This is a genomic window from Neorhizobium sp. S3-V5DH (assembly GCF_004343065.1).
In the GTDB taxonomy this organism is placed as follows: Bacteria; Pseudomonadota; Alphaproteobacteria; order Rhizobiales; family Rhizobiaceae; genus Neorhizobium; species Neorhizobium huautlense.
Genome location: NZ_SMCL01000003.1, coordinates 337,535 through 349,066, shown reverse-complemented (window position 1 = coordinate 349,066; position 11,532 = coordinate 337,535). Strand labels below are relative to the sequence as shown.

The 11,532-nt window shown below is 60.8% G+C and carries 10 protein-coding genes; 4 read left to right on the top strand and 6 right to left on the bottom strand.

All coding sequences use genetic code 11. The annotated features are described in order from the left end of the window. Position 1: 1 nt before the first annotated feature. From EDE09_RS07620 to ugpC, 3 genes are read left to right on the top strand one after another with little or no spacing between them, the layout of a single operon-like run. Complete coding sequence (locus EDE09_RS07620; RefSeq protein ID WP_132409551.1) at positions 2-1,093, top strand: Gfo/Idh/MocA family oxidoreductase; 1,092 nt, start codon at positions 2-4, stop codon at positions 1,091-1,093. 14 nt (positions 1,094-1,107) lie between these two features. Then, on the top strand, positions 1,108-1,488 hold the full coding sequence (locus EDE09_RS07615) for a cupin domain-containing protein (protein ID WP_105372840.1): 381 nt from the start codon (positions 1,108-1,110) through the stop codon (positions 1,486-1,488). A gap of 23 nt (positions 1,489-1,511) precedes the next feature. Beyond that, entirely contained in the window at positions 1,512-2,633 is a 1,122-nt protein-coding gene (gene ugpC / locus EDE09_RS07610; RefSeq protein WP_132409549.1) for a sn-glycerol-3-phosphate ABC transporter ATP-binding protein UgpC, read from the top strand. Positions 2,634-2,796: 163 nt separating this feature from the next. Here ugpC and EDE09_RS07605 read toward each other — a convergent pair whose 3' ends face one another. Continuing rightward, entirely contained in the window at positions 2,797-4,032 is a 1,236-nt protein-coding gene (locus EDE09_RS07605; RefSeq protein ID WP_132409547.1) for a glycosyltransferase, read from the bottom strand. A 160-nt stretch (positions 4,033-4,192) separates the two neighbouring features. Here EDE09_RS07605 and EDE09_RS07600 point away from each other — a divergent pair, with 160 nt between their 5' ends. Then, complete coding sequence (locus EDE09_RS07600) at positions 4,193-4,873, top strand: DUF2161 domain-containing phosphodiesterase (RefSeq protein ID WP_132409545.1); 681 nt, start codon at positions 4,193-4,195, stop codon at positions 4,871-4,873. A 77-nt stretch (positions 4,874-4,950) separates the two neighbouring features. Here the strand turns inward: EDE09_RS07600 and EDE09_RS07595 are convergent, their stop codons facing one another. The 5 genes from EDE09_RS07595 to EDE09_RS07575 all read right to left on the bottom strand — a co-directional run bounded on the left by EDE09_RS07595 (position 4,951) and on the right by EDE09_RS07575 (position 11,459). Continuing rightward, positions 4,951-6,159: an MFS transporter gene (locus EDE09_RS07595; RefSeq protein WP_132409543.1), complete on the bottom strand. Its 1,209-nt coding sequence runs from the start codon at positions 6,157-6,159 to the stop codon at positions 4,951-4,953. 61 nt (positions 6,160-6,220) lie between these two features. Continuing rightward, positions 6,221-7,210, bottom strand: a complete 990-nt coding sequence (locus EDE09_RS07590; protein WP_132409541.1) for an AraC family transcriptional regulator — start codon at positions 7,208-7,210, stop codon at positions 6,221-6,223. Positions 7,211-7,296: 86 nt separating this feature from the next. Beyond that, positions 7,297-8,958 (bottom strand): FAD-dependent monooxygenase, encoded by a 1,662-nt coding sequence (locus EDE09_RS07585; RefSeq protein ID WP_132409539.1) that lies wholly within the window; start codon positions 8,956-8,958, stop codon positions 7,297-7,299. A gap of 33 nt (positions 8,959-8,991) precedes the next feature. Next, positions 8,992-10,431 (bottom strand): aldehyde dehydrogenase family protein, encoded by a 1,440-nt coding sequence (locus EDE09_RS07580; protein WP_132409537.1) that lies wholly within the window; start codon positions 10,429-10,431, stop codon positions 8,992-8,994. An 11-nt stretch (positions 10,432-10,442) separates the two neighbouring features. Beyond that, positions 10,443-11,459 carry an amidohydrolase family protein gene (locus tag EDE09_RS07575; RefSeq protein WP_105372833.1) on the bottom strand — a complete coding sequence of 339 codons (1,017 nt, stop codon included), beginning with the start codon at positions 11,457-11,459 and terminating at the stop codon, positions 10,443-10,445. Positions 11,460-11,532 lie beyond the last annotated feature (73 nt).

The window sequence follows — 11,532 nt, the reverse complement described above, 5'->3', positions numbered from 1 at the left end:
CATGTCACATCATGTCCAGCGGGAAATCCGCTACAATTTCGAATTCGACAACCACATCAAGGCCTGCTTCATCGGCGCCGGCGGCCATGCCTATCGCAATGTCTATCCGGCCCTGCGCTATGCACCGGTCGAACTGCTCGGCATCTGCGACCTCGACATCGCGCGCGCAGCCAAGTTCGCCAAGCTGTTCGGTGCGGAAATGGCCTATAGCGATCATCACGAGATGCTGGCGAAGGAAAAGCCCGACCTGGTATTCCTGGTCACGGCGTATCATCCAGATGGTCGGGTGCAGGCAACCGACCTTGCGCTGGATGCGCTGAAGGCGGGTTGCCATGTCTGGATGGAAAAGCCGACGGCAGCGAGCGCCGAGGAAATCGAGCGGCTGATGTCCGCCAGTGCCGCCGCCGGCCGCATGGTCATGACGGGCCTCAAGAAGACCTTCTTCCCGACGATCGAAAAGCTGAAGGATCTGGTCGGTTCGCCCGAATTCGGCAGACTGACCTCCATTAACGTGCGCTACCCCCAGAGCCTGCCGGCGCCCACCGAGCGCGGCGACCTGGTCAAGATGCAGAGCTTCCTCGACCACATCTATCATCCCGGATCCATTCTCAACTTCCTCGGCGGAGAGATCGAGCGTGCGAGCTACGAGTGGGAGCCTGGCACCGGGGCAACGGTCACCAACATGAGATTTCGATCGGGCGCGATCGGCACGCTGCATTTAGCGGCGGGCCAGTCCGGCGGCAGCATGTTCGAGCGGGTCGAGATCATCGGCGAGGGTGCAAATGCCGTTGTCGAGAACGGCAGCAAGCTAACCTATTTTCGCAAGGCCGCATTGCCAAGCTACGGCCGGGCGGCGAGCTTCATCCAGCCCGATGCCAATGCTGCCCTTGTCTACGAGCCGGAACACTCGCTGGGGCAACTCTACAACAACAATCTCTTCTATCTCGGATACGTGCCGGAGATCCTGCACCTGACGGATGCGATCCAGTCCGGTCGCCCGATCACGAAGGGCACGCTCGAGGTTGCCCGCGAGATCATGAAACTTTTCGCATTCTACCGAAGCGCCGATGCAGGCGTCACGACAAATCTTTGATCCGGGAGCCGCATATGACCGAAAGCGACATCATTTTCAGGAAGGCGGGCGGCGAGTTCGTGCCGACATCCTGGGGCGAATTGAACTGGAAGATCACCGGGGAAGGCACGCCGGGCGCGGAAATGACCTTCGGCACCTGCCGCATCAATCCCGGCGAACGCAACCAGCTGCATTCCCATCCCGATTGCGAGGAAATCCTCTATGTCATCTCCGGCAGTTGCGAGCACAAGCTCGGCGACGCGCTCTACCTGCTCCATCAGGGCGATGCCATTCGCATTCCCCGCAACATCCACCACTGGGCGCGGGCGCTCGGCTCCGAACCGCTGTTTGCGCTCATCATGTTTTCGTCCGGGCAGCGCACGGCCGTGAACCACGAAGGCGAGGGCACGGCCTGAGGGCCTGTCGGGGGAGGAGAGACATGGCTTCGATAGGATTGCAGAATATCAGGAAGAGCTACGGCAGCCTTCCGGTCATCCACGGAGTGGACGTCGCCATCGAAGACGGCGAATTCATCATTCTGGTCGGCCCCTCGGGCTGCGGAAAATCCACCCTGCTCAGAATGATAGCCGGGCTGGAATCGATCAGCGACGGTCGGCTCTTGATCGGGGGAGCCGTGGTCAACGGCCTCAGGTCCAAGGATCGCGACATTGCGATGGTGTTCCAGAATTATGCTCTCTATCCCCATCTCACCGTCGCGGAAAACATGGGTTTTTCGCTGAAGCTACGTGGCGTGGCCAAGGACGAGATCGCGCGGAGGGTCGACAATGCGGCAAAGGTCCTGGCGCTTGAGTCTTATCTCGACCGCCATCCGCGCCACCTCTCCGGCGGTCAGCGCCAACGCGTGGCCATGGGCCGGGCCATCGTGCGCGATCCCAAGGTCTTCCTGTTCGACGAGCCGCTCTCCAATCTCGACGCAAAGCTCAGGGTCGCGATGCGGGCGGAAATCAAGGAACTGCACCAGCGACTGAAGATCACGACGGTCTATGTTACTCACGATCAGACGGAGGCGATGACGATGGCGGACCGTATCGTCGTCATGCGCGATGGCATTGTCGAGCAGGTCGGCACACCGCTCGACATTTACGACAATCCCGCCACCACCTTCGTTGCCGGCTTCATCGGCATGCCCGCCATGAACCTGATCAAAGGCCGCGTACAAGCCGACGGTCCCAGGACGTTTCGCACGACGGCCGGCGTCCCGCTACCGCTGCCAGCGGAGCGGACGCCGCTCTGCGGAGATCGCGAACTGATTTACGGCGTCCGGCCGGAAAAACTTTCTATCGTGGCGCAAGGGGGCATTCCCGCGCGCGTCGCCGTGGTTGAGCCAACCGGATCGGAAACGCAGGTCATCGTCCGGGTGGAAGAGCAAGATTTAACCGTGCTGCTGCGCGAGCGCGTCGCGCTGCGCCCTGGTGAGACGATATTCCTTGATGTCAATGCAACAGACATTCACCTTTTCGACGCTGCGACCGGCCGGCGCCTTCAGGCAACACAAAACACTGCCACGCGTATCGTTGATCGGGTTGGCGCAGGTTCGTAGTCGTCTCGCAGGTAACTGTCTTGCAGGCAGGCGCTGAGCATCGATCACCTTGCCTACGGAGGTGGCCTTATGCGGCGCGGCATGAGCAGGCGCCGATCAGGCCGGCGAAACACGCCGCCCAACCAGGTCTGGCAAGCGGAGCCAGATCTCCGTCCCAAAGGCGTCAAAGGCAGTATCGCTCCAGCAGCGCAACCGCCGACTTCAGCCCTTCCTCCTGCCTGACCTGCTCGCCCAGCGAGGCGGCGCGATCGCGAAGCAAAGGAGCGTCCATCGCGTCGATTGCGCCGGCTATTGCGTCTGTCGTGATGCGCTTCCTTGACAACGGGGGCGGAGAGACGCCGAGATCGTACATCCGGCGCGCCCAGAATGGCTGATCGCCGAAGAACGGACATATGGCGCAGGGGATGCCTGCCTTCGCTGATGCCATAGTCGTTCCGGCGCCACCGTGATGCAGAGCCGAATGCGCGAACGGTAGAATGCGATCGTGCGGTGCATCTTGGAGGACATAGAGGTCAGGATCCTGCAACGAAGGGGAGATCGCGCCCCCTCCGCTCAACAGAAGGCCGCGCCGGCCGGTCAGGCGAAGAGCTCCGACGATTGCTTCGGTCAGCGTTCCAGACGACATTGCCGGCATGCTGCCGAACCCAACATAGACCGGGGCGCTCCCACCAGCGATAAAATCCTGCAGCGTGGACGGCATCGCCCAGTCTGGTCTTTCGAGGAACCAGGGACCGGTTACATGAACATCTTTGTCCCAGTCGGCGGGAATGGGAATTATGTGGCGACTATATGAGTATAGGGTTGCCTTTGGGCGGAGTGTTTGCGGACTGTCCGGGAGCAAACTCAGATGCTGGTGGCGCCACTTTGAAACCGTTCTGGCGAACAGACGCTGGCTGCCCCATGCGACGGCCCTGTGGCTGAGCCTGTTTAATGGGCCCAGAGAGCGGAAAGGAAGAATGGGGCTGGGAAAGGCTGACGTAGGCGTCAGGACGGGCAACGGCGCAGCGAGGATTGGGATCGAGCCAAGCTGTTCTGCTATATGAAGCGCGGCCAGCGACTTCGGATGGTAGACGATAGCATCCGGACGGAAATCCCGAGCCGCTTCCCATTCTGCAAGAAGAAGACCTTCGATCAATGGGCGGATATTTTTGAGCAGTCTGAGACCCGCTGCAAAACCCTCGCCCCCTTCAATCGCTGCTTTCCCCTCGGGCGTGTCGATAAGTGCCACCAGGTCTCCTGGCAGGGCCACATATGCAATCTCCCGATCTTTGGCGAGCGAAGCATATTGAACGGGTCCGGCAAGCTGGACATCGTGTCCGGCTGACCGCAATGCCAGAGCAAAGGCGACAAATGGCTGGACGTCGCCGCGCGTGCCGTAAGTATGGATCGCAACACGCATGTTATCCCTCGCCACCCTTGATGTGCAGCGTATTTAACGTGCGCACGCAGAATAACGAGACCACGTCTCGAAACAACGATGTTGCCGCCATTGAAGCGGTGTCCTGGAGGGACAAATCGATGTAGGTATGGAGTGAACCTCCGCTTAATCCCGCAGGCATATGGAAACTTCGCTTTATCTGCCCGTCAAAGGCTTTCTCGAACAGGCAGGTTACGTCGTCAAGGGCGAGGTTGGCGGCTGCGATCTCGTCGGCTTGAGCGACAGTGATCCGGCTGTTGTGGTGATCTGCGAGTTAAAATTGAGCTTCAACCTGGAGCTCATACTGCAAGCCGTCGATCGCGCAGCTGTTGCTGACGAGGTCTGGATCGCGGCGCGAGTATCGGCCAAGGGCAAAGGTCGCGAGGCGGACAAGCGCTACCGCGATCTCTGCCGCAGGCTCGGAATCGGCATGCTCGGCATTTCCGATGCCGGTGACGTCAGCGTTATCGTCGGCTCCATATCGCCAATGCCGCGCACCAATCCGAAACGGCGTTCGAAGCTGATGCGCGAACACCAGAGGCGGCGCGGCGACCCGGCAGTAGGCGGGAGCACGCGCGCGCCCGTCATGACCGCGTACCGCCAGCAGGCGCTCGGTTGTGCAGCAGCGTTGGCATCAGGACCGCTGCGTGTGCGTGAAATCAAATCCGGCATACCGGATGCCGGAAAAATCCTGCTTTCGAATGTCTATGGCTGGTTTGAACGGCTCGATAGAGGCGTTTACGGCTTGACCGACGCTGGGCGGGAGGCGCTGCAGCGATGGCCGCAGCAGGACATGCAGTCAACAACGGCCGTACCGGCTTGATTTGCCTCGGGCGCCTGGGCGATGCTGTCCGTCACGTGAGGAAGCACCGCCCACTCTTTACTCATCCAGAAGCAAGATCAGCTGCGGGGCTGCAGCAGCGCCAAGGCGACCGTCGATGCGGCCAGGACGGCGGTAAGGACCAAGGGCCCCATAGCGCCATAGTGGTCCACAACGTAACCCCCGAAAACCGCTCCGATACTGATGGCCACCTGGAAAGAGACGACCATCAGGCTTCCCGCTGCCTCCAGAGCGTCGGGTGCCTCGCGGGAAAGATTGGTAGGCAGTACCACCGGCGCCATGCCGAAGGCGAAGCCCCAGAGCGTGACGAAGCTGAAGGCAACGCCAATATGGGCGCCCCAAAGCACCAATGCGAGCGCCGCAAACGCCATCAACACGGCGGTGACTGCGAGTGCCATGTGGATGTTGGCGTCCGCCAGTCGGCCACCGGCAATGTTACCGATCACAGCGGCAATGCCAAAACCGAGCAGCGCCAAGGCAATCGGTCCGGTTTCAAGGAGCGTCACTTGTTCGAGGAAGGGACGCACATAAACCGAGCCAGCAAAATGCCCCGTCATCAGCAAAAGGATGGCCAGCATTCCCAATTGAACGCCACGCCGGCGTGTCAGCCGGAAAACATCGGCGAGACTGTTGCTTGTATTTGCAGGCAGCGTTGGCAGGCTGAGTACCTGCAGCAGCATGGCCAGCGCGGCAAGCCCCGCTGTCATAGCCATGGCGCTGCGCCAGCCCAGCCAGTCGCTGATCAAGGCGCCCATTGATGGTGCAGCTATGGTGGCGAGCGAGACGCCGAGGGTGACGATGGCCATGCCCCGACCCGTCGCATTGGCGCCCACCAGTCTCGCCACGACCGCGACCGAAAGCGCCCAAAAGCCGCTAAGCGCGATGCCCAACCCGGCCCGGCCCAACAACAACAGCCAGAAATCGGTCGCCAGCGCGGCAAGAATATTGGAACCGATCGCCAGCGCACTTAGGCCGACCAGCACCGTCTTGCGGTTCAATTTGCCTATGAGAACATTGCTCAGGAGCGCCGTCACCGCGCCGACGGAAGCCGTGGCGGTGACGACCTGTCCGGCCGTTCCCTCGGTAATGCCGAGATCGCGCGCCATGGGCGTCAACAGACCCGCCGGCAGGAATTCGGCCGATACCAGAGCAAAGCTGGTAGCCGCCATCGAAAGAACGGCGAACCAGGTGGCCCCGCTCCATGCGACTGGCTCGGCGGCATCAAGGTCCATCGTGGTGGATTCAAGCTGTGAAATTGTGTCCGTCATTGAGATATCCCTTTAGCTCAAGGGAAATTTCATAACCGAACCCTTTAGGATGATATGTAGCTTAAAATCCGAAATCCATATCAATTCGTCCGGAACTTGTGCGACGCACAAGGCCTGGTGAGACGCTCGTGAGGCGCTTGAACGCACGAGCGAAGGAAGCCTCGGATTCATAGCCCAGACGCGAGGCAACCTCGGCAACCGACAGGCCGTTTTGGCCCAACAATTCGCGGGCGAGCTGCATACGTAGACGCGCGAGATAACGCGCCGCGCCTTCCCCTAAAACAGCGCTGAAGCGTTCAGCAAAGACGGATCGCGATTGGCCTGCCACGCCAGCGAGACTTTCGAGAGTCCAGTCATGGCCGGGGTCTCGGTGCATCGCTACCAGAACGCGGCCGATATGAGGATCGCGGATGGCGGCGAGCCAGCCGGTAGTCGAGGCTCCGCTGCAATTGACCCAGCAGCGGATAAGCCGCGCAACGAGCAGCTCCGCCATACGTGACAAGACGGTGGCGCTGCCCATTTGAGGCTGTGCAGCTTCCGCCGTCATAGCTGCAAGCAGGGGGCCAACAATGGGATCATTGCCAGCCACATCGCAGCCTTTGATCATTGGCGGCATCAAAGCAATCAAGGGATTAAGTGCATTCGCCCCCAAAACCATGGAGCCGCAGAAGAGGGTGCTGGTCGCACCCGTTCCTTGCTGCACCACTTCGCAGACGTTGCTCCCCAACTTGGTCACCTGGCAACTTTTGAGTGAATCGCCGACAACATCCGGTGCGCTGGCCAATCGATGCGCGATGCCTTGCGGCAGCAGCATCAGATCGCCTTCATTCAACTCCTGCCATCCCTGGGCTTCGGTATGAATCCAGCATGGACCCTGGCTGACAAAGTGAAAACGAAGCAGCTGCTGTTGCGTAAAGGCGATGCTCCATGGATGCCGGAGTTCGCAGCGCCCATAATTCACCCCACTCAAGCGAAAGTCTTGCAGCACTTCGCTTAGTGCATCCATCGGAATGTGTGAAGGCGACGGCGGCCGGGACAAATGATCAAGCATTTGGCAAATTTAGGTGCAGAGCGTCCGGCTTGCAAGTCCAAACCTTGGCGAGCTTTCTGCGTTGCTTTTCGCGAAATCGTCGCCAGTCAGGCGTCTGGATTGAGCGTCTTGAGAGCGTCCGCTTCGCTTCTCTTCAAATGCCGGGTCATATCGTATGTTTCTGATCGACCTTGGCAACGAAGAAGAATTGATAGTGCAGAAGATGTCTCATCTTCCTTGGCCCAGGCGACAAATTGATCGGGTCGAACAAGCACATAACGCGCTTTGTAAGCGGATCTGGCCTCATCGCTGTCATCTGTGACGATCTTGAGTGGTAGATCCAGGCGTTCCGCGCCAATCCTGAAATCATCTAAAAGAGCAGGACTGGCTTTGAATGCGAGCAGCGTGAAACCGGGGCCGAGTTCTTCGTAGATATTGCGGCCTGAGGACAGCATCTGAGGAGGCAGGTGATGTCCGGCTTTGGCGCGCAGTTCGTGGCCACCGATGGCATTCGGCATGCCCTCGAAATCACTCCAGATGACAGGAGAGCCCCGGTAGTTGGGCTCGAAAGCATTCACTTCCGCACGCGCCCCGGATCCCCGTGCCTGCCATTCCGCCTCGAATGCCGGACGGTCGCGGGCAGGGTCGAATGCCTCCAGGAAAGCCCTGTCGCTCTCGATCGCCTTCCCGATAAAATCGCGGGCAGTGGATATGAAGACCGGCCGGCGTTCCATATCATAGCTGTCGAGCAGGCGTTCTCCACCCCAGCCCTGTAGCGTGGCTGCAAGCTTCCAGCCGAGATTTCGGGCATCCTCGAAACCGGTATTGATCCCGTAGCCACCATAGGGCGGGTGGCTATGGGCCGCGTCACCCGCGATAAAGATCCGGCCATTGCGATAGCTGTCGGCGGTCGCGATCCGCAGATCCCAAAAACCAACATGCTCGAATTCTATGTCGAATTCCGCTCCGACGGCCCGGTGGAGATAGTTGGCGAAGTCGAAGTTTTCCTTTGTGGTTCCAGGCGGTACCGGCGCGTGAAAGAACCAGGTTTTGCCGAGGTCCACGCGGCCGAAGAACTGCCAATAGCCCTTCAGGTCCGGATGCAGGACATTGTAGAAGGACTTGCCTGGAAAACGCTTCAGGAGTTCGTGAAGCCCGGTCGAGCGGAACACCAGTAGCACCATCAGCCGGTCGTGGTCGGATTTGGTCTGGGTGATGCCTGCCTTTTCGCGGATAACGGATCGACTGCCGTCGCAGCCCACGGCATAGGCGGCGCTGAGACTGCGCTGTTCGCTTCCGTCACGGCTGGTGATCGTGACCGTCACCCCGTCCTCGTCCTGCCTCACGTCCTCGCCGGTCCAGCCATAGAAGAGCTCCACCGCTGGCAACTCCCGCACCCGTTCGCGCAGGACCTCCTCCGTGCGGTACTGCGGCAGGCGTTCGTTCTCGGTGAAATAGTAGGGGCGGACCAGTTCGCGCTGGAGCCAATCGTAGTGATAATCGCCGAGCAATGAACCATAGGCGGTGAGGCCGCCGATCCCATATTCCTTTGGCACGGTGCGGGCGGCGCGCAACTGTTTCTCCGCCCCCCAGAAGTGGAAGTGCTCCATCGTCCGCTGCGTCAGGTTCTGACCTTTGGGCACCTGTTGGGGAGAGGGGTAGCGTTCGACCAGGATGGTGTGGATGCCCCGCTGACCGAGCTCGATCGCCAGGCCCGTACCAACCGGACCGCCACCGACAATGACAACGTCTGCCGTTTTCTTCTGCATTTCCAAATACCTGTCGCTCAGGAGTTGCCGCAATCAGACGGCGCCGGCCTCGAGGTAGACGTGCTTGGTCTCGAGAAAATCGTTGAGGCCCTCCGGTCCATGAAGCCGCCCAAGACCCGAATGGCGATAGCCGCCGGTTTCGCCCTCGGCAAAAAGCCGGCCGTGGCAGTTGAGCCAGACTGTGCCGGCACGAATGGCACGGGAAACGCGGGTCGCGCGGTTGAGGTCGCGGGTGAAGAGGCTGGCTGCCAGACCGTAACGGGTGGCATTGGCCTTCGCGACTGCCTCCTTTTCGTCCTCGAAGCCCTCGATTGACACGATCGGGCCGAACAACTCTTCCTGCACCAGTTCCGATTGAAGGTTATCGATGCGGAAGAGACTGGGCGTCATGAAGGCGCCTTGGCCGAGCGGCTCGCCGCGCAGGACAAGCTCTCCCTCGTCCGCCGCTTGCTCGATGATGGAGGCAACACGCTTCTGGTTAGGCAGATCTATCAGCGATCCCATCTGGCTCTGCGGATCGGCTCCCGGCCCGGTGCGAACGGCGGAAAAGGCGGCCTTCATCCTTGCGGTGAACTCCTGCTCGATCGATTTGTGCACGAGAAAACGCGCGGCAGCGACGCAGATCTGCCCCGCCATCATCAGCGAACCGCTCGTCAGCTCGCGCACGGCCTGATCGAGATCGGCGTCATCGAAGACCACAGCCGGAGCTTTTCCGCCCAGTTCAAGCGACAGACGCTTCAAGGTGGGCGCCGCGCCAGCCATGATGCGCTTGCCCGTGGCGCTCGAGCCAGTGAAGCTGATGACGTCTACGTCGTCGGAAGCAACCAGCGCTTCGCCTACTTCGGTGCCGTTCTCGTTTACCGAATTGACCACGCCCTTCGGCAGGGAGGGGCAGTCGTGAAGGCATTGCATGACGCGCTGGTGAATGAGTGGTGTCTGTGGTGCGGGCTTGATAACGGTCGTGCAGCCGGCTGCGAGTGCCGGACCAAGCGAGCGGACCAGAAGCGTAACCGGGGCGTTCCAGGGGACAATGATTGCTGCGACGCCGGCGGCTTCGCGGTTCATCATCGAGAAATTGCCCGGCGCGGTTTCGATCGTGCGGCCAAGGATGGTGCGCGCAAGGCCGCCGTAATAGCGGGCCTCCGAGATCGCGCCGATCGTTTCCCCGAGCGCTTCGCGCCTCAGCTTGCCGTTTTCGGCGACGATGAGGTCGGCGATCTCGTCGCGCGCGGCTTCCAGCCGGTCGGCGAATTCGAACAGCACCGCCGCGCGCAGGCGAGGGGAGGAGGCCCAGTCGGTCTGGTCAAAGGTCTGGCGCGCAACGGCCACGGCCTGATCGGCGAGAGCCCTGGTGCCCGGCACGTAATGGCCGAGAACGCTGCCGTCGGCCGGGTTGGTGCTTTCGGCAGTTCCGCCGTCGGCGATCCATTCGCCATTGATGTAGTTGTCGGCTCTCCCAAGTTCCGCCAGCATCGTGAACTCCATCAGATGTTGAGGCCGAGCAACGCGACGGCATTGTCCTGGAAGAGCTTGCGCCGCACCTCGTCCGAGACGTCCAGTTCCTCCAGGATGCGGATCGTCTCGCGGATGTACATCGGACCGCCCTCGGGATCGAAGGGGGCATCGGACGCAAAGAGTACGTGGTCCTCGCCAAAGAACTCGATCGCGTGCTTGATCGCCATGCGGGATCCGAAGCTTGCCGTATCGGCGTAGAAGTCCTTGAAATATTCAAGGTGCGGCCGCTTGAGCGAGCGGCGGACCGCAGCGAGATCGCGATCCGTCGTGCGCTTGCCCATCTGGTCCCAGCCGGGGCCGACCCGACCTTCGAAGAAGGGGATCATGCCGCCGGCGTGATGGGTGATGACCTTGAGGCCCGGATATTTGTCGAAGAGGCCGGAGAAGACCAGGCGCGCCATTGCCGCAGAGGTCTCGTAGGGCCAGCCGAAGGTCCACCAGATCTCGTACTCGGAGCGTTTTTCGCTGAGATAATCGGGAAAGTTTTCGCCGCGCGCAGGGTGCAACCAGACCGGTTTGCCGGCGGAGGCCATATACTCGAAGAATGGCCCGAATTCCGGCAGGTCCAGCGGCTTGCCGCCGACATTGGTGAAGATCTGCATGCCAACGGCACCGAGTTCCTCGATCGCGCGCTTGGCCTCAGCCACGGCCGTGTCAGGATTGCTGAGTGCTGCGGTGCCGATGAAGGCGGGAAAGCGTTCCGGGTATTTCAGGCAGAGTTCGGCCATGGAATCCGAGCCGATCCGGCTGAGATCGAGCGCCTTTTCCGGCCCGGCGAGCTTTTCTAGCGGAGGTGAGGCGAGCGACAGGACCTGCTGGTAGTCCTCTCCGAACATATCCATCACCTCAAAACGCCGGTCGAGCTCCGTCATCATAGGCACGGCGCCGGAACGCATGGTGATGTCCGTCATCGCGCCGATATGGTCGATCAGCGCGTCGAAGAAGGGCTTCGGCCAGATGTGATTGAAAATGTCGATCTTCTTCATGGGAGACCTCCTCCTAGCCGTCCTGCAGGCGCCGGCGGGCATACTCGCCAGATCCTTTTCCAAATGGGGAGCC

Bases quoted from the DNA above. Each gene is read 5' to 3' on its own strand.
- EDE09_RS07620 (WP_132409551.1), top strand. From the start codon at position 2: ATGTCACATCATGTCCAGCGGGAAATCCGCTACAATTTCGAATTCGAC.
- EDE09_RS07615 (WP_105372840.1), top strand. From the start codon at position 1,108: ATGACCGAAAGCGACATCATTTTCAGGAAGGCGGGCGGCGAGTTCGTG.
- ugpC (WP_132409549.1), top strand. From the start codon at position 1,512: ATGGCTTCGATAGGATTGCAGAATATCAGGAAGAGCTACGGCAGCCTT.
- EDE09_RS07605 (WP_132409547.1), bottom strand. From the start codon at position 4,032: ATGCGTGTTGCGATCCATACTTACGGCACGCGCGGCGACGTCCAGCCA.
- EDE09_RS07600 (WP_132409545.1), top strand. From the start codon at position 4,193: ATGGAAACTTCGCTTTATCTGCCCGTCAAAGGCTTTCTCGAACAGGCA.
- EDE09_RS07595 (WP_132409543.1), bottom strand. From the start codon at position 6,159: ATGACGGACACAATTTCACAGCTTGAATCCACCACGATGGACCTTGAT.
- EDE09_RS07590 (WP_132409541.1), bottom strand. From the start codon at position 7,210: ATGCTTGATCATTTGTCCCGGCCGCCGTCGCCTTCACACATTCCGATG.
- EDE09_RS07585 (WP_132409539.1), bottom strand. From the start codon at position 8,958: ATGCAGAAGAAAACGGCAGACGTTGTCATTGTCGGTGGCGGTCCGGTT.
- EDE09_RS07580 (WP_132409537.1), bottom strand. From the start codon at position 10,431: ATGCTGGCGGAACTTGGGAGAGCCGACAACTACATCAATGGCGAATGG.
- EDE09_RS07575 (WP_105372833.1), bottom strand. From the start codon at position 11,459: ATGAAGAAGATCGACATTTTCAATCACATCTGGCCGAAGCCCTTCTTC.